Below are 17692 nucleotides of genomic sequence, written 5' to 3' on the forward strand. Positions count from 1 at the left end.
GTCTGGCAATGAGGATGGTTGAGTGATTCACTGTGCGGGCAGGAGGGCATGGTGATGGTCGAGCAGCGATCGCTGGTGGAAGCGTTGATGGATCCGCGCTTGGGATCGAATGCGAAGCTGTCGGGGATCGAGCGGCTGATCGACTGGAGCCGGCTGGAGCCGCTGGTGTCGCCGCTGCGGCAGGGTCGGACGGGTCGACCGCCCTATGCGCCGCTGGCGATGGTCAAGGCGCTGTATCTGCAGGCGTTGTATGATCCGTCGGACCCCGGGCTGGAGGAGGCGCTGCTCGACCGGCTGTCGTTCCGGCGGTTCTGCGGCTTTGCGCTGGATGGCGGCACGCCGGACGAGACGACGCTGTGCCGGTTTCGCGCGGCGGCGGCGGCGGGGGACGTGCTGGAGCGCTGCTTTGCCGAGATCAACCGGCAGCTGGATGCGCAGGGGCTGGTGCTGCGGCGGGGGACGATCCTTGATGCCTCGGTGGTCAAGGCGACCCGCAAGCCCCCGCGCGGGGACTGGATCGCGCCGGGTGATCCGCACCCCCAGGAGCCGGGTGCCGACTGGACGCGCAAGGACGGCAAGCCGGTGTTCGGCTACCGCTTCCATATCGGCATGGACGAGGGCTCGGGCCTGATCCGCAAGCTGGCCTTCACCTCGGCCAGGGTCCAGGATGTCGAACGGGCCGACGCGCTGGTCTGCGGCGACGAAGGCGCGGTCTATGCCGACCGGGCCTATGAGGGCCAGGCGCGTCGCAAGGCCCTGAAGGCGGCCGGGATCAAGGATCGCATCATGCATCGCCGGCACCGCTACATGCCAAAGCTGCCGCGCTGGCAGGCCCGGCGCAACCACCTCATCGCCAGACGGCGCGCCCCTGTCGAGGCGGTCTTCAGCGCCATGAAGCGCCTCTACGGCAAGGCGCGCACCAGATGCCTGTCGATCGAGCGGAACGCCGCAGACTTCCTCGCCTTTGCCACCATCTACAATCTCAGACGCGCCGCCATCCTTGCCGCTGGCTGAGCCGGGGCGATCCTGCCCCTCCAAACCGGCCAGCCAAAGCTGACCAAGGCCCGTACCGGATCCCTGCAGCGAAAGCCTCGCCCAGATCCTCTGTCACAAATGAGCCGTTTCGCAGAGGAATCCTGTAAGGGGAGGAATGAGATGTGGCGATCAGGCCACGTCGCGCAGGCGCGCCACCGAGCGCCGGGCATCGGCGAGGATATCGGCCTGCGATACGCCGACCAGCGCGCCGCCCGACACGACCGCCCGGCCTTCGACGAACAGGTCGCGCACCCCGCCGGGTGGGCACAGGATCAGCCCGGCCACCAGGTCCCAGGCCCCCATGGAGGACGCCTCGCCCATGTCCCACACCGCCAGGTCGGCGCGCCGCCCGACCGTCAGTGCGCCGCAATCGTCGCGGCCCAGCATCTCCGCCCCGCCGCGTGTCGCCAGCCGCAGCGCGGCGCGCGGGGCAAAGGCCTCCGCCCCATGCGTGACACGCTGGAGCAGCAACGACTGCCGCGCCTCCTGCAACAGATGTCCGCTGTCGTTGGACGCCGACCCGTCGACCCCCAGCCCCAGCTTCACCCCGGCGGCGAGCATGTGCGTCACCGGCGCGACCCCCGACCCCAGGCGGCAATTGGAGCAGGGGCAATGCGCAACCCCGGTGCCGGTCGCGGCGAACAGCGCGATCTCGTCGGCGTCCAGCTTGACGCAGTGGGCCATCCACACGTCGCGGCCCGTCCAGCCCAGCCGCTCGGCATAGACGCCGGGGCGACATCCGAAGCGGGCGAGCGAGAAGGCGACATCGTCCTCATCCTCGGCCAGATGGGTGTGGAGCATCACCCCCTTGTCCCGCGCGAGCAGGGCGGCGTCGCGCATCAGCCCCTCGCTGACCGAAAAGGGCGAACAGGGCGCGACGCCGATGCGGACCATCGCGCCGGGGGCGGGATCGTCGAAGCGGTCGATCACCCGGATGGTGTCGGCCAGGATCGCGTCCTCGCGCTCGACCAGCGCATCGGGGGGCAGGCCGCCCGCGCTCTCGCCCACGCTCATGCTGCCGCGCGTGGAGTGGAAGCGGATGCCGATCTCGGCGGCGGCGGCGATGCTGTCGTCCAGCGTGACGCCGTTCGGATAGAGATACAGATGGTCGGTGCTGAGCGTGCATCCCGCCAGCGCCAGCTCGGCCAGGCCCAGCCGGGTCGCGGCATATATGTCGTCGGGGCGATAGCGCGCCCAGATCGGATAGAGCCGCCGCAGCCAGCCGAACAGCGAGGCGTCGGTGGCACCCGGCACCGCGCGGGTCAGTGACTGGAACAGGTGGTGATGGGTGTTGACCAGCCCCGGCGTGACGACGCAGCCCCGCGCATCGACCGTCCGGTCGGCGGTGCGGCGCAGCGGGGCGAGCGCCTCGGTCGTGCCGACCGCGACGATGACCCCGTCCTGCCAGGCGATCGCGCCATCGGCGATCTCCTCCGCATCGTCATTCATCGTGACGAGCGCGGCGGCCGAGTGCAGGACGGACAGCGTCACTTCGGCGGCGTCTGGCCGTAGCGATCCCAATGGGTGAGCAGTTCCTCGACCACGCGGTTGCCGACGCGGTAAAGGCTCTCCACCGACGCACCGAGCCCCGCATAGCCTTCATTCTCGCGCAGCAGATAGTCCGCCGCCGCGACGCCCGGCGGCGGCATGGTGTAGTTGCTGCCCGCACGGAGCACGAGGACGCGGTCCTTGTCGACGCGGCCGATCTTCGAGAGATAGGCGATGGCCTGAAGCGTGCCGGTCTCCTCCATGGCGCTGGTGACGAACTCGCCCTTGCCCTGCGTAAAATAGCGGGTGTGGTCATTGGCCCAGCGATTGAGCAGCGCGCCGTGCCAGAAGGTCATCGCCGAGAACTGGTCGCCGATCAGCACGAAGGGCGGCTTTTGCGCATTGGGATGGTCGGTATAGCGCGCGCGTTCGCGGGCGATGGAGGGATCGTCGGGCAGGGCCGTATCGCGGGTCAGGCGATAGGCCCATTCCGTCAGTGCCGGATTGAGCGCGAAGACCTCGCCGCCATCGGTGCGCGGCGGGGTGGGATCGTTCGGTCCCTTGCGATCCAGCGGGAAATAGCCGCTTTTCCAGTCGGCGGGGATTTCGCGCGCGTCGATCTCATGCGCCAGGTCGCCATCGACGACATAGCGCGCCCAGGCCGCCGATCCGATCGAGGCATCCTCGGGATCGATCCCGGCGATCCCCGCGACCAGCCAATAGGCGCGCGACAGGTCGAGCCTCGTGTCGAGGCCCAGCGCGGTGATCGCCGCTGCCGAGCGGACCGAGCCGACACCGGTGACGACGCCCAATATCTGCGTGTCCGGGTTGTAATAAAGGTCGTGATAGCCGTGGGGGAAGGGGATGCGCTGGCGCAGGTCGCGCCGGGTCTTCCATAGCTGGAACTCGCCGGCGGTGTCGCCTTCGTCCTTGCCGATCTCGAACATGGAGACGACCACCATCCGCACCGGCAGCGGACGGGCGCAGGGCGCGGCGATCGCGCAGAGCGGGGCGGGCGGCTTGGCGGGGGCCTGTGCCCCGCTTGCCGTGGCGGCGAGAAGCAGGCCGGTGAGGAAAGGAACCATGATCGATACTCCGGCCGCGCGGGGGAGGCGGTCCGTCCGCTCCCCCGCGCGCACCATCAGAATTTATAGACGGCCGACGCCAGGAAGCTGCGCGGGCGTTCGGGCAGGACGATGGTGCTGCCGAACAATTCGGTGAAGTTGGCACGGAAATAGCGCGCATTGGTCGCGTTCTTGACGACCACGCGGAACAGCCACGGGCCGGTCTGGTACGAACTCGACAGGTCGACCAGCGTATAGCCGGGCAGGCGCACCGCCTGCGACTGGCCGGAGAACACCGAGTCCACCTTCACCACGCTGCCGCTGACCGACAGGCCGTTGTCGAAGCCATAGGTCGCGGTGGCGGAATAGAGATTGGCGGGAATGCCCGCCCGGCGCGCGGCATTGCGATCCGGGATGGGGATCAGACCGATCGGTTGGCCACCCAGATAGAGGGTCGGGTCGGTGACGTTGACCAGATCCTCGATACCGAAGAAGCCGAACAGCGTACCGGCTTGCAGGGCGGTCAGGTTGACGACCTCGGTATGGGTATAGGCGCCGGTGACCAGCAGGTGCCGGTCGACCGCCCAGCGCGCCTCCGCCTCCACGCCCTTCGTCTCGACCGCCTGGTTGACGGTGATCGACTGGATGTTGAAGTCGGTCCGGTTCTGCTTGTAGACCGACAGCGCGGCATAGAGCGTGTCGTTCAGCCAGCTTCCCTTCACGCCGCCTTCATATAGGCGCGAGGTCGACATGAAGCCCGATGCCACCGCTTCGGGCAGGACTTCGGCACCCTGGCCGACGACGATCGTCGATTGCTGCGATGCGGTGGCATAGGGAATGATGCCGAAGGGCAGCTTGTACGACGCGCTGGCGGTCCAGGACCAGCCATCGTCGCTGCCCTTGGCGGAGACGCGGGTCGGCACCCGGTCCATCACCGTCGGGTCATAACGCGACGTGGCATCGACCTTGTCGTACCGCCCGCCCAGCAGCAGGTCGAGGCCGAAGGAGAAGTCCAGATCGACCAGCGCGGCGATGCCGTAATCGGTCGTGTGGCCGAAGACCCGGTCGGTATAGCCGCAATTGCACTCGTTCGCGAGTAGCCGGTTCGACGCCGGGGTATAGCTCTGGGTCAGGTCGACGCGGTGGAAATATTCGTAATCGAAATCGTCGCCATAGTTGAAATTGACATAGCGGATCGAGGGCGACAACTGGCCTGAGAATTTGCCAAGGCTGGTCTGGATCGATTTGGCCGCGACGATCTTGTCCTCGATGACATAGGAATTGACGCGCTGCGAGAAGCCGTAATCATTGTTGTTGATATTCTGGGTATGGTCGAAGAATAGCTGATTCTTCAGGGTCAGGTCGTCCGGTCCGTCGAAGATGATGTCGTAATAGAGCGTCGTCTGCTTGTTGGTCAGCTTGTCGTTCACGCCGGTCAGCACGTCGCGGCGGCTGAGCGTGGTGGTGCCGGTGTTGACCAGGTTCAACTGCGGATAGGTCTGGGTGAAACAGGCGTTGGTGAAGCTGCTGGCGAACGGGCTGAATGTGCTGTTCGGGCAGGTGAAATTGCCGAAGATCGACAGGCCGCCGGGCACCGCCGCCTTGATCTCGCCCTGCGAAATCTGGCCGTCGCCATTGGTGTCGAGCGGCTTGGCCGTTCCGGTGATATAGGTGCCGTTGTCGACCAGCTTCTGGGTCAGGCGGTTCCAGCCGCCATTCTGCTGGCCTTTGAAATTCTGATACTGGCCGCCAAACTCGATGCGGACAGTGTCGGTCAGCCGGTGGTCGAACGAGCCTTGCAGGATGGTCTGCTTGGTCGACATGTTGCGGTAATAGCTGCCCGAATCCTCGATCTCGGCATAAAGGCTATAGCCCAGATCGGCGCCCAGTATCTTGGCCGGGCCGCGCACCTCGGCGCGCAGATTGTTCCGGTCCCAGCTACCGCCCGTGTAGCTGACCTCGCCGGTCGGCTTGCTGAGCAGCGCGCCGCCCGCGACCCGCGCCGATTTGGGCACGAAGTTCAGGTAGCCGCCGGTCTTGGACGGGCCGTAGATGGGCGAGGCGGGGCCGCGCACGATGTCGATCCGGTCGGCGGCGGCGATCGGCGTCGGATAATTGCCCGCATTGTCGAGCCGCCGGACGCCCCGGAAATAGGTTTCGCCCGGCGTGCCGCGAATGTCGAGCGCGCCGCCCACCCCGAAGAAGGAGTTGGTGAAGGTGCCCGGCGACTGGGATACCAGGTCATAGATGTCGGTGATGCCGAAACGCTCGATCTGCTCGTCGCTGATCGTCGAGGCGGAGCGCGGCGTTTCGACCAGCGTCTTGTCGAACCCGAAGACCGAGCCGACATCCTTGACCGGCAGCGCGTCGAGCGAGCCGGTGACGACGATCTCGCTGCCGTCCTGGGCGGCGGGCTCGGCGGCGGCGGGCGTCGTCCTGTCCTGCGCATAGGCGGGCGTGGCCAGCGCCGTGCCGCACAACAGCGACACGGCAAGTGCGAGCCCCGCGCCGCGCCGCGGCTTCAGGGCATGCGAAATGGTGGAATGCGAGCAAGCGCGTATCGTCATGGTCAGCCCCCCTGTGACGGCCGATCCGTTTCCTCGGGCCAGTCCGTCGCTAATGTCCCCGCCTCTCCTGTGCTCCTGCCCGGTCCGTGCCTCCGCGCCCATCTTGTGCGGGCATCGCCTGTCGGCTTCGCGTGGCACGGCCGACTTTCACGATTGACGTACGGCGCGTCATCGTTGCATTCAAACGCAATGATGACGACGATCCGTTGCAAAAATTAGCGCATGCCAGCCCTGTCGCGCTTCATACGATATTTCATGGCGGTCGGGCGGCTCGGGTCGATCCGGCGCGCCGCCGATGAACTGTCGGTCTCGGCCTCGGCGATCGACCGGCAGATATTGAACGCGGAGGCGCGCCTGGGCGTGCAGTTGTTCGAACGGCTGCCCACCGGCCTGCGGCTGACCGCGGCGGGCGAGGTGATGATGGCGGCGGGCGGGCGCTGGCAGAAGCAACTCGGCGATACGCTGGCGCAGATCGAGGATTTGCGCGGGCTGAAGCGCGGCCATGTCGACATCGCGGTGATCGACGCGCTGGCCAAGGGGCATATGCCCGCCGCCATCCATGCGATCCAGCAGAGCCATCCCGGTATCACCATGGGCGTGCATGTGCTGGGCAACGAACAGGTGCGACGCGCGATCGCCGCCAATGACGTCGACTTCGGCATATTGTTCGACCCGCAATCCTATCAGGACCTGACGGTGCGCGCCTTCGTCGACGTGGTGCTGGGCGTCGTCTCGCCGCCCGGCCATCCGCTGGCGGGGAAGGCGGGCGTCCGCTTCTCCGATTGCGACGGCCAGTCGGTGATCCTGCCCGCCGCGCCGCTGGCGGTGCACCAGCAGGTCGCGGTGCTGGAGGGCACGTCCGGCGTCACGCTCCATCGGCGTGTGACCTCGGACAATATCCAGATGATCGCGTCGCTGATCCAGGAGGGGGACAGTATCGGCATCCTCACCTCGCTGGACGTATCGACCGAGGTGCGCAGGGGTACGCTGGCCTTCACCCGGATCACCGACAAGGTTCTTCGCCCGATGACATTGGCGCTGTGCACGGCGACGGCTCGGACGCCCTCATACGCCGCCGCGATGGTGCTGCGCGAGATCGAGGCGCGGTTCAGCCAGTTCGCCTATATCCCGCCCGGGGCCTAACGCCGGGCTGGCCGCGCTAGCAGGCGGAGCATCAGCGTCTCCAGCCGGGCCGGATCGATGGTGCGGACCACCTCGGCCCGCTGCTCGCCCAAGCCGGGCTGATAGCCTTCGTTCCACGACAGCGTGTCGCCATAGCCGGGTCCGAACTGCGTATTATAATCCACATAGGCGCTCTGCCGCTCGGTCACGATCGTCGGGTCGAGCCAGATCGCGGCGGCGATCTCGTCCCACATCGGAAAGCCGGGCTCCATCCCGCTGATCCACGCGGCGATAGCGGGCGGCGATACGGTGCGGAGCTTGGCGATCAGCGCCGGGGTCAATTCGGTCGCGGTCGACGGGTCGGAGGGGACGACGGTGATCCGCCGCCAAGCGCTGCGCGACACTATGCTGGCCGCCTCGGGATCGAAGCGCGCGTTGAACTCGCGGCGGGGGGAATGGATGAATTCGCGCGCGAACTGCTCCGCCGACACGCCTTCGCGCACCTGGCGCGGATTGAAGCTGCCGCCCATATAGACCAACTCCCTGGCCAGCCCGGCAAAAGCGGGGTCGAGCCGCTGCGCCAGCGCCAGGTTGGTCAGCGGCCCCATCGCGATGATCGTCACCTGCCCGGGATGTTCGTGCACCATGCGGAGCAGGAAATTGGCGGCGATCTCGGGCGAGGGGCGGCGGGTCGGGTTGCCGCCGGGCAGGTCGACGGGATCGTCGGCACGGTGATAGGGCGGGGTGCTCTGTTGCGTGGGCTCTACCCATTGCTTCATCCACGCGCCCTTCCAGGTCAGCTTGCCGTACAGCGCCTCCCAGCGTTCGGTCAGCACCTCGGAATTGACCAGCGGATAGGTTGCGCCCTGGACGACCGGCACGTCCCGGTTCATCCGCTCGACGCCCTTCAGCGCCATGGCGGTCGCGCGGTTGACCCACACATTGCCCGTCACGGTGGTGATGCCCAGCACCTCGACATCGGGGGCGTCGAGCAGCATCACATGGCCCAGACCGAAGCCCTCATCGTCGATGATCACCATCCGGCGACCCTCCGGTCCTTGCGCCAGCACGGGCGCGGTCGCCCCCAGCAACAGGCTCCACAGCAGAATCTTCAACACCCGCATCATCCCATCCCCCGATCCCAGGCGCATTCGCCCAGCACATAGGTGCGTCGCACGGTGCGGTCGTCGCCCAGCACCTGCATCGCGAACAGCCGCGCCGCCAGGTCGGCCCCGGCGGTCCGCCGCGCGAGCAGCGTCGTGGCCGCCTCGTCCAGCACGACGAAATCGGCCTCCTGCCCCGGCTGGAGCCCGCCCACCCGGTCGGCGATGCCGAGCAACGCCGCGCTGCCCGCCGTCGCCAGATACAGCGCACGGAACGAATCCAGCCGCACCTCGCGGGCTAGCGCCGCCTGATAGGCGACCCCGGCGGTGTGCAACATCGAAAAGGACGTGCCCGCGCCGATGTCGCTGCCCAGCCCCAGCCGCATCCCATACGCATCCGCCTGGCCGAAATCAAAGAAACCCGAGCCCAGGAAGAGGTTGGAGGTCGGGCAGACCGCAATCCCCGCCCCCGCCTCGGCGAGCCGGGTGCAGCTGCGGTCGGTCAGGTGGATGCCATGCGCAAAGACCGAGCGGGGACCGACCAGCCCGAACCGGTCATAGACGTCCAGATAGTCGTGCGCGTCCGGGAAACGCTGGGCGACGGCGGCGCATTCGTGCCGGTTCTCGGCCAGATGGGTGTGCAGCAGCACGTCCGGGTTCGCCTCCAGCACGGCGGCGGCCTGGACGAGTTGTTCGTCCGAGGAGGTGAGCGCGAAACGCGGCGTCACCGCATAGCCCAGCCGCCCGCGCCCCCGCCACCGCCGGATCAGCGCCTCGCTGTCCGCCCGCGCACTCTCGGCCGTGTCGCGCAGGCCCTCGGGGCCCAGGTCCATCAGCACCTTGCCCGACAGGATGCGCATCCGCCGCTCCAGCGCCGCGTCGAACAGCGCGTCGACCGATCCCGGATGCACCGTCGGAAAGACCAAGGCGCTGGTCGTGCCGTGGCGGAGCAGCTCGTTCAGGAAGGCGCCGGCCACGCTGGCGGCATGGCGCGGATCGGCAAAGGCCATCTCGGCGGGAAAGATATGCCGCTCCAGCCAGTCGAGCAGTTGTTCGCCGTGCGACGCGATCCGGTCCATCTGCGGATAATGGACATGCGCGTCGACGAAGCCGGGCACGACCAGGCCCGGGAGAGGCTCGACCGGCAGCCCGGCGAAGCGCGGGGCAAGGGTCGCATAATCGCCGCGCGCGACGACCAGCCCGTTCTCGACCGCAAGCAGCCCGTCGGGCTCATGGCCGATCGCATCGGGGTCCTTGATCGGGTCGGTGGCGACCGACAGCAGCTCGGCACGGAAGAGGCGTAGGGTCATGGCAACTCCGGTGTGGCGTCGCGGCCCAGCGCCAAAAGCTGGGCGAGGACGGACAGCGCGATCACATCGGGTTCCTTGCCCGCGATGGTCGGCAGGCCGATGGGGCAGGTTAGCCGGGCGATGCGCTCGTCCGGCACCGCCTCGCGGGTCAGTCGGGCGAGGAAGCGGGCGCGCTTGGTCGCCGATCCGATCAGCCCGACAAAGGCGAGCGGCGACCGCATCAGCGCCGCGCGGGTGAGCGCATAGTCGAGGCCGTGATCATGCGTCAGGATCAGGATCGCGGCTTCGTCCGGGGCTTCGGCAATGCAGTCGGGCAGGCGATCCTCCGCGACGATGGTCACGCCTGGCACATCGGCCATCGTCTCGCGGCTGTCGAACCAGGCGAGCCGCAGGGGCAGGCCGTCGATGCGGCGCGCAATCGCCTGTCCGACATGCCCCGCCCCGAACAGATAGAGCGGCCGCTGCCACTGGCCGGGTCGCTCCGCCCAGCAGGCGCCCGCGCCGGGCCGCTCGCCGCGCGCCGACAGCGGCTGGACCGCCGCCATGGGGTCCGCGTGGCGGACGACATGCGTCGGGTGCAATTCGGTCGTGAGTGTCGCGCCGGTCTCCACCGCGTCGATCCAGTCGAGCGCGGTGGGGTCGACCCGCTCGATCAGCAGTCGCACCCGCCCGCCACAGCATTGGCCCAGCAGCGGCCCGAGCGGATAATCCTGCACCCGCCAGCTGCCGGGTGGATGGGCCAGGATCGCGCGGGCCTGTTCGATGGCCCGATGCTCCAGCGCGCCGCCGCCGATGGTGTCGAAGGAGGCGGTGTCGCTCACTACCATCCGCGTGCCTGCCCCGCGCGGCGCGGAGCCTTCCGTGGCGAGCACCGTGACCAGCGCCAGCGGCGCGTCCCCCGCGCGCAGCCGCGCCGTCCAGGTCGTCATGTCCGGTGCGCGGCGATCGCGCGCAGGATCGCCTCGGGCGTGGCGGGGGCGTCGAGCGGCGGGAAGGCGCGGCGTTCGGGCGCGGTGGCGGCCACCGCCTCGCCCAGCGCCGACAGGACGCATTGGGCCAGCATGAAGGGCGGCTCGCCGACCGCCTTGGATCGGTGGATGGTCGGCTGGACATTCTCGCCGTCCCATAGCGCGATGGACAGGCGGCCGGGGCGGTCGGCGGCGGTGGGGATCTTGTAGGTGGCGGGCGAATGGGTCAGCAACCGGCCATCGTCGGCGAAGACCAGCTCTTCGGTGGTCAGCCAGCCCTGGCCTTGCAGGAACCCGCCCTCGATCTGGCCCAGGTCGATCGCCGGATTGAGCGACCGCCCGACATCGTGGAGGATATCGACCGCCAGGACGCGATGCTCGCCGGTCAGCGTGTCGACCACCACCTCGGCACAGGCCGCGCCGTACGCGAAATAGTAGAAGGGCCGCCCGCGATGCGCCGCGCGGTCATAGGCGATATCGGGCGTCGCATAGAAGCCGGTCGAGGACAGCGACACGCGCGCCAGATGCGCGTTGCGGCACAAGGTGGCGAAGGGGATCGTCTCCGCCCCCGCCACGACTCCGTCCGGGGTGAAGCGCACCTCTTCTGCGGCACAACCGCCGATGGACGCCGCCACATCGGCCAGCCGGTCGCGGATGGTGGAGGCGGCCCGGAACGCCGCCATGCCGTTCAGGTCGGCACCCGAGGAGGCGGCGGTGGCGGAGGTGTTGGGCACCTTGTCGGTGCGGGTCGCGGTGATGCGCACCCGATCGGCGGCCACGGCGAAGACGTCCGCCACCACCTGCGCGACCTTGATATACAGGCCCTGGCCCATCTCGGTGCCGCCGTGATTCACCTGGATGCTGCCATCGGCATAGAGATGCACCAGCGCGCCCGCCTGGTTCAGATGGGTGGTGGTGAAGCTGATCCCGAACTTCACCGGGGCCAGCGCGATGCCCTTTTTCAACACGCTGTGGCGCGCGTTGAAGTCGCGCACGGCGGCGCGGCGCGCGTCATAGTCGCTGTCATGGCGCAGCCGCTCGATCAGCGCGGGCGCGATATTGTCGGCGACGGTCATGCCATAGGGCGTCACGTCGCGCCCCGGCCCATAGAGATTGACGGTCCGCACATCGAGCGGATCGCGCCCCAGCGCGGCGGCGACGACATCCATCACCCGCTCGATCGCCAGCATCCCCTGCGGCCCGCCAAAGCCGCGAAAGGCGGTGGCCGAGACGGTATGCGTCTTCAGCCGTTCGGAGACGATCTCGATGGCGGGCAGCCAATAGCTGTTGTCCGCATGGAACATGGCGCGGTCGTTGATCGCGGGCGACAGGTCGACCGTCGCGCCGCACCGCGACGCCAGCGTCAAGGCCAGGCCGAGGATATGGCCGTCATCGTCGAAGCCGACATCATAGCCGACCTCGAAGTCGTGGCGCTTGCCGGTCAGCACCATGTCGTCGTCGCGGTCGCAGCGGAACTTGGCGGGCCGCCCGGTCTTGGCGGCGACCAGCGCGGCGGCGGCGGCGAAGGGGGCGGCCTGGGTCTCCTTGCCGCCGAACGCGCCGCCCATGCGGCGGACCTCGACCGTGACATCGGCGGAGGTCACCCCCAGCAGGTCGGCGACCAGATGCTGCACTTCGCTGGGATGCTGGGTGGAACTGGCGATATGGACCTGCCCGTCCTCGCCCGGTCGCGCGAGCGCGACCTGGCCTTCCAGGTAGAAATGATCCTGCCCGCCCATCGCGAATCCGCCCGAGCGACGATGCGGCGCGGCGGCCAGCGCGGCGGCGGCGTCGCCGCGTGCCATACGCTGGGTCGGTTCGATCCACCAGGCGGCGGCGCGCGCCTCCGTGATCGAGAGCAGCGCGGGGCGGGGGGCATAGGTGATCCGGCCCAGCCGTGCCGCCCGCCGCGCCGCGTCCCGGCTGGTCGCCGCCACCAGAAAGACCGGCTGTCCGCGATACAGTATCTCGCCATCGGCCAGCAGCCGGTCGTCATGCGCGACCGGGCTGACATCGTTATGTCCCGGAATATCCTGTGCCGTAAAGACCGCCACGACGCCGGGCGCGGCGCGCACTGCGTCCAGGTCGATGGCGACGATGGCGGCATGGGTCTCGGTCGCCTGTCCGAAGGCGAGGTGGAGCAGGTTGGGTGCCTCGACCTCATCATCGATATAGCGCGCCGCGCCGGTGACATGCAGCAGCGCGCTGTCATGCGGCAGCGAGGGCTTGGCGGCGGTCATCCGCAGAGCGCCTGCACGGACACGGGCTCGCCTCGTTCGCGGTGCCACAGCCGCCAGAGCAGATTGCCCGCCGCTTCGCGCCGATAGGCCGCGCTGCCCCGCACATCGGTCAGCGGGTCGAAATCCTCGTTCAGCGCGGCGACGGCGCGGGCGATGGTGTCTTCGGACAGGGGCGCGCCGGTCAGCGCCGCCTCGCAACCGCCCGCGCGGCGCGGGGTCGCCGCCATGCCGCCGAACGCGACCCGTGCCTTTGCGATGATGCCGTCCTGCATCGTCAGGTGGAAGGCACCGCACACCGCGGAGATGTCGCTGTCGAACCGGCGCGACAGTTTCGAGATGTGGATGACGGCGTCGGGGGCGGGGCGGGGGATGTGGATCCGCTCGACGAACTCGCCCGGTGCGCGGTCCTGTTTGCCATAGGCGAGGAAATAATCCTCCAGCGCCAGCGTCCGGCGCTGCTCTCCCCTGCGGAGGACCAGCGAGGCACCCAGCGCGATCAGCGCCGGGGGGCCGTCGCCGATCGGCGAGCCATTGGCGATATTGCCGCCGATCGTCCCGGCGTTGCGGACCTGCAAGCCGCCGATCCGCCGCACCAGCTCGCCCAGATCGGGGTGCAGCCGCGCCAGCGCCTCATGCGCCTCGGCATAACGGACCGCCGCGCCCAGCGTGACCCCGGCGGTATCCTCCTGGATCGTGCGCAGTTCGGGGATGTCGCCGATGAAGACCGGCGTGCCGACATCGCGTAGCCCCTTGGTCACCCACAGCCCGACATCGGTGGCCCCCGCGATCAGTCGCGCATCGGGGCGTTCGAGTAACAGCGCGGCGAGATCGTCCACCGAGCGCGGCGCGAACCAGCCTGTCGCCTCGTCGGTGCGAAGGTCGCGCAACGCGGCGGCCAGCGCCCGGTCGTCGCGTGGGGCAGGCGGGGTTTCCTCGGCGGCGGCCAGGATGGGGCCATATCCCGTGCACCGACACAGATTGCCCGCGATCACATCGGCGACCGGCAGGTCATGCCCCGCCGCCCCGATCGCCCGGCCGTGCAGCGACATGACGAAGCCCGGCGTACAGAAACCGCATTGCGAGCTGCCGTTGCGCGCCATGCACGACTGGAGCGGGGTCGGCGCGCCGCCCCGCGACAGGCTCTCGACGGTCATCACCGCCTTGCCGTCTACCATCGGCAGGAACAGGATACAGGCATTGACCGCGCGCCAGGCGACGGTCTCGCCCGCCGCCTCGCCGAGCAGCACGGTGCAGGCGCCGCAATCCCCCTCGGCGCAGCCTTCCTTGGTGCCGGTGCGGCGCAGGCGATAGCGCAGATGGTCGAGCAGGGTCGCGGTCGGATCGGCATCCGCGATCGTCACGACCTCGTCGTCGAGGAGGAAGCGGATGGTCATCGCCTCACGCACCCCCCATCCATACGAAGCGCGCGACGAACAGCGCGGCGAGCAGGAACAGGAACCAGTCGCCCCGCGTCGCCTGTCCGCGCATCGCCTTCAGCAGCGCATGGGCGGTGATGCCGAAGGCCAGCCCGTTGGCGATGGAGAAGGTCAGCGGGATCATCGCGACCGTCAGGAACGCCGGGATAGCCGCCTGCGGATCGTCCCAGTGAATCTCGACCAGCGGCAACAGCATCAGCCCGCCGACCACGATCAGCGCGGGCGCGGTGGCGGCCAGCGGCACCAGTTGCGCATAGGGGGCGACGAACATGGTGAGCAGGAACAGCCCACCCGTCACCACGGCGGTCAGCCCGGTGCGCCCGCCCGCCTGCACGCCCGCCGCGCTCTCGACATAGCTGGTGACGGTGCTGGTCCCCACCACCGCGCCGACCATCGTCGCCACCGCATCGGTCAACAGGATGCGGTTCAGCTTGGGGATGCGTCCGCTTGCGTCGATCAGCCCGGCGCGCTTGGTGACGGCGACCAGCGTGCCGATATTGTCGAACAGGTCCACGAACAGGAACACGAACAATATCTCGAACAGCCCAAGGCCATGCCGCCCGCCGACCCCGAACACGCCCGCCAGGTCGACCCGGAACGCGGTCTGGGTCAACATGGTCAGGCTATAGGGTTCGGGCTTCACCGTGACCTGCCCGGCGATCCAGGCGATCAGGGTGGTGACGACGATCCCGATCAGCATCGCACCGCGCACGTTCCAGATACTCAGGACCCCGATCAGCACCAGTCCGAGCAGAGCCAGCGCCGCGCCGGGCTGGGTCAGCGGGCCCAGTGCCACCAGGGTCGCCGGGCTGGCGACGACGATGCCCGCATTCTTCAACCCGATGAAACCGATGAACAGACCGATGCCGCCCGCCACCGCCGCGAACAGATGCGGTGGGATGACCGACACGATCAATTGCCGCACACCCGTCAGCGTCAGCACCAGGAAACAGAAGCCCGAGATCAGCACGCATCCCAGCGCGATCGGCCAGGGGATGCCCATCTGCTGCACCACGGTGAAGCTGAAATAGGCGTTCAGCCCCATGCCCGGCGCCAGCGCCAGCGGCACATTGGCGACGAGCCCCATCAGGATCGAGGCGAAGGCGGCGGCGAAGCAGGTGGCGGCGGCGACCGCCGCGACCGGCATCCCGGCCTGTCCCAGGATTACCGGGTTGACCAGCACGATATAGGCCATGGTCAGGAAGGTGGTGACGCCCGCCAATATCTCGGTCCGGGCGGAAGTGCCGCGCGCGGTCAGCTGGAAACGGCGTTCCAGCATATTGGACCCCGCCCGTTCGTCGCTCGCCCTGTCCGTCATGCCATCCCCCGGAAAACCCCGTCCCTCCTGTCATGCCAGCCTGGGGCCGAGCGATCTACATCAATCAATTCCATCCGGCGTTGCAAAAATGTGTGCACCCCTCGTCGTTCCTCACACCTATTCTTCCCTCGCCCTTCGTAGAGGGTTACGCAGACTAAGCCTCTCCCCTGTCCAGGATACCTCTTGCCTCTCCCCTGTCCAGGATACCTCTTCGAAACTCTCCCGGAGCGACCCCGGCGAAGGCCGGGGTGGTACATAGTCTTGGGCGATGCCCCGACTTTCGCAGAGGCATCCTGTCCACGGGAGAGGGAGAAGTAAGCGATTATGAGCCGGCCCCCGCGCGTTTTCCGGCAACGCGACGTGCCGGATATTGCGATGGGCGCGGCGGAACGCGGCCCCTAGACAGGCGGGTATCATCAAGGGGGAATAGCGGATGAACGCCGGTGGGAATGGCGGCTGGAGGCGTATGCGCTCCGCTGCGGCAAGCGTGATGACCCTGGCCATGGCGCTTTCGGGCGGAGCGGCGGTATCGCGTACCCCGGAGACGCCCGAGGCGCGAACGGCGGCCTATCTGGACCGTATCGCGGACAGCCCGCCGCGCCTGCGCCTGTTCCTGCAAGCGATGCCCAAGGGCGGCGACCTGCACAATCATGCGGGCGGCGCGATCTATGCCGAGGACATGCTGCGCTGGGCGGCGGCGGACGGGCTGTGCCTGTCGACCGATCCGGTGGGCGTCGCGCCGCCCCCCTGCGATGCGTCGGGCCGGGTCGCGGCGGCGGGGCTGGAGCGGGATTATCCGCGCTATGCGGCGCTCATCGACGGCTTCTCCACGCGCGGGCAGGAAGCGGGGACCGGCGATCCGCGCGTGGCGGGCTATGACCGCTTCTTTTCGACCTTCGCCGCCTTCTGGCCCATCGCCGCGCGGCATGGGGGCCAAGTGATCGCGCTCGCCCGGCAACAGGCGGCGGCCGATGGCGTGTCCTATGCCGAGTTGAGTACCGGTTCGGCAGCGACGCAACCGTTGCTGGCCAAGGTCGGTGAGGGCGATGTGCGCGACTTGGTCCCGCTGTACGACCGGATCGCGCCCGAACTGCCGGAGGCGGTGCAGGCGACCCGCGCGGAATATGACCGCTATGACGCCGAGGTCGCGGCGATCGACGGTTGCGCCACCGCCAGTCCGAAGCCGTCTTGCGCGACCGAAATCCGTTATCAATATGCCGCGATCCGCACGCGGTCGCCGGTGCAGGTGTTCGCCGAACTCGCGCTCGGCTTCGCGCTGGTGCAGGCCGATCCGCGCTTCGTCGCGGTCAACATCGTCGCGCCCGAACATGATCCGGTCGCGATCCGCGACTATGCCCTGCACATGCGGATGCTGCGTTTCCTGAAGCGGCGTTATCCGGCGGTGCCGCTGTCGCTCCATGCGGGCGAGCTGACGCTGGGGCTGGTGCCGCCGCGCGACCTGGCGTTCCACATCCGCGACGCCGTGGAGGTCGCGGGCGCCAGGCGGATCGGACACGGCGTCGACATCGCCTATGAAACCGATGCCCGCGCGCTGCTGGCGCGCATGGCGCGCGACCGGGTGGCGGTGGAGATCAACCTGACCAGCAATGCGGTGATCCTGGGCGTGAAGGGGCGGGACCATCCGCTGTCGCTCTATCGCCAGGCGGGGGTGCCGGTCGTGCTGTCGACCGATGACGAAGGCGTCTCGCGTAGCGACATGACCAACGAATATCTCCGCGCCGTGACCGAGCAGCGGCTGCGCTACCGTGACCTGAAGCAGATGGCGCGCGATTCGCTCCATTATGCGTTCCTGCCGGGCGCGAGCCTGTGGCAGGACCGGGCGGGGGGCCTGCGCGTCGCGGCCTGTCGGAGTCTTGCCTCGGACACTTGCCGCGCCTTCACCGCCACCCATGCCAAGGCGCGGCTGGAGGCCCGGCTGGAACGCGACTTCGACCGGTTCGAGCGCCAGTCCTTCGATTGATGCGGTGCGGCGAGTGCGCGAAAAATGCGTACGCTCGGGGCGGAATATTGCGCTTCTGGA

The 17692-nt window shown here is 68.5% G+C and carries 12 protein-coding genes; 3 read left to right on the forward strand and 9 right to left on the reverse strand.

The features are described from left to right. The first annotated feature begins 18 nt into the window (after positions 1–18). Positions 19–1014 (forward strand): IS5 family transposase, encoded by a 996-nt coding sequence (locus QE379_RS02060; RefSeq protein ID WP_306997355.1) that lies wholly within the window; start codon positions 19–21, stop codon positions 1012–1014. A 150-nt stretch (positions 1015–1164) separates the two neighbouring features. Here QE379_RS02060 and QE379_RS02065 read toward each other — a convergent pair whose 3' ends face one another. From QE379_RS02065 to QE379_RS02075, 3 genes are read right to left on the reverse strand one after another with little or no spacing between them, the layout of a single operon-like run. Then, positions 1165–2526: an 8-oxoguanine deaminase gene (locus tag QE379_RS02065; RefSeq protein ID WP_306997357.1), complete on the reverse strand. Its 1362-nt coding sequence runs from the start codon at positions 2524–2526 to the stop codon at positions 1165–1167. Beyond that, on the reverse strand, positions 2523–3608 hold the full coding sequence (locus tag QE379_RS02070; RefSeq protein WP_306997359.1) for a purine nucleoside permease: 1086 nt from the start codon (positions 3606–3608) through the stop codon (positions 2523–2525). Before QE379_RS02070 ends, QE379_RS02065 begins: the two co-directional genes overlap by 4 nt. A gap of 56 nt (positions 3609–3664) precedes the next feature. Continuing rightward, entirely contained in the window at positions 3665–6154 is a 2490-nt protein-coding gene (locus tag QE379_RS02075; RefSeq protein ID WP_306997361.1) for a TonB-dependent siderophore receptor, read from the reverse strand. Positions 6155–6376: 222 nt separating this feature from the next. On the opposite strand from QE379_RS02075, the gene QE379_RS02080 reads away from it, so the two are divergent. Beyond that, entirely contained in the window at positions 6377–7297 is a 921-nt protein-coding gene (locus QE379_RS02080; protein WP_306997363.1) for a LysR family transcriptional regulator, read from the forward strand. Here the strand turns inward: QE379_RS02080 and QE379_RS02085 are convergent. From QE379_RS02085 to QE379_RS02110, 6 genes are read right to left on the reverse strand one after another with little or no spacing between them, the layout of a single operon-like run. Then, positions 7294–8400, reverse strand: coding sequence for a nucleoside hydrolase (locus QE379_RS02085; RefSeq protein ID WP_307003038.1), 1107 nt, complete (start codon positions 8398–8400; stop codon positions 7294–7296). The two genes, QE379_RS02080 and QE379_RS02085, sit on opposite strands and share 4 nt — an antisense overlap. Then, the gene (gene guaD / locus QE379_RS02090; protein ID WP_306997365.1) at positions 8400–9689 is read right to left on the reverse strand and encodes a guanine deaminase; all 1290 of its coding nucleotides are present in this window, start codon (positions 9687–9689) and stop codon (positions 8400–8402) included. Before guaD ends, QE379_RS02085 begins: the two co-directional genes overlap by 1 nt. Next, positions 9686–10618: a xanthine dehydrogenase accessory protein XdhC gene (gene xdhC, locus QE379_RS02095; protein WP_306997366.1), complete on the reverse strand. Its 933-nt coding sequence runs from the start codon at positions 10616–10618 to the stop codon at positions 9686–9688. Before xdhC ends, guaD begins: the two co-directional genes overlap by 4 nt. Continuing rightward, the gene (gene xdhB / locus QE379_RS02100; RefSeq protein WP_306997368.1) at positions 10615–12897 is read right to left on the reverse strand and encodes a xanthine dehydrogenase molybdopterin binding subunit; all 2283 of its coding nucleotides are present in this window, start codon (positions 12895–12897) and stop codon (positions 10615–10617) included. The genes xdhC and xdhB overlap by 4 nt, the downstream gene beginning before the upstream one ends. Continuing rightward, positions 12894–14303 carry a xanthine dehydrogenase small subunit gene (gene xdhA, locus QE379_RS02105; RefSeq protein WP_306997371.1) on the reverse strand — a complete coding sequence of 470 codons (1410 nt, stop codon included), beginning with the start codon at positions 14301–14303 and terminating at the stop codon, positions 12894–12896. The genes xdhB and xdhA overlap by 4 nt, the downstream gene beginning before the upstream one ends. After that, positions 14296–15651, reverse strand: a complete 1356-nt coding sequence (locus QE379_RS02110) for an NCS2 family permease (RefSeq protein WP_306997372.1) — start codon at positions 15649–15651, stop codon at positions 14296–14298. Before QE379_RS02110 ends, xdhA begins: the two co-directional genes overlap by 8 nt. 490 nt (positions 15652–16141) lie before the next feature. On the opposite strand from QE379_RS02110, the gene QE379_RS02115 reads away from it, so the two are divergent. Continuing rightward, positions 16142–17632, forward strand: a complete 1491-nt coding sequence (locus QE379_RS02115) for an adenosine deaminase (protein WP_306997374.1) — start codon at positions 16142–16144, stop codon at positions 17630–17632. The last annotated feature ends 60 nt before the right edge of the window (positions 17633–17692 follow it).

Origin of the sequence: Sphingomonas sp. SORGH_AS_0879, from assembly GCF_030819175.1 — a bacterium.
Lineage (GTDB): Bacteria > Pseudomonadota > Alphaproteobacteria > Sphingomonadales > Sphingomonadaceae > Sphingomonas.

Excerpts from the sequence above, each read along its gene's own strand:
- QE379_RS02115 (WP_306997374.1), top strand. The coding sequence starts at position 16,142 with ATGACCCTGGCCATGGCGCTTTCGGGCGGAGCGGCGGTATCGCGTACC.
- xdhC (WP_306997366.1), bottom strand. The coding sequence starts at position 10,618 with ATGACGACCTGGACGGCGCGGCTGCGCGCGGGGGACGCGCCGCTGGCG.
- QE379_RS02070 (WP_306997359.1), bottom strand. The coding sequence starts at position 3,608 with ATGGTTCCTTTCCTCACCGGCCTGCTTCTCGCCGCCACGGCAAGCGGG.
- QE379_RS02110 (WP_306997372.1), bottom strand. The coding sequence starts at position 15,651 with ATGACGGACAGGGCGAGCGACGAACGGGCGGGGTCCAATATGCTGGAA.
- QE379_RS02085 (WP_307003038.1), bottom strand. The coding sequence starts at position 8,400 with ATGCGGGTGTTGAAGATTCTGCTGTGGAGCCTGTTGCTGGGGGCGACC.
- QE379_RS02080 (WP_306997363.1), top strand. The coding sequence starts at position 6,377 with ATGCCAGCCCTGTCGCGCTTCATACGATATTTCATGGCGGTCGGGCGG.
- QE379_RS02075 (WP_306997361.1), bottom strand. The coding sequence starts at position 6,154 with ATGACGATACGCGCTTGCTCGCATTCCACCATTTCGCATGCCCTGAAG.
- guaD (WP_306997365.1), bottom strand. The coding sequence starts at position 9,689 with ATGACCCTACGCCTCTTCCGTGCCGAGCTGCTGTCGGTCGCCACCGAC.
- xdhB (WP_306997368.1), bottom strand. The coding sequence starts at position 12,897 with ATGACCGCCGCCAAGCCCTCGCTGCCGCATGACAGCGCGCTGCTGCAT.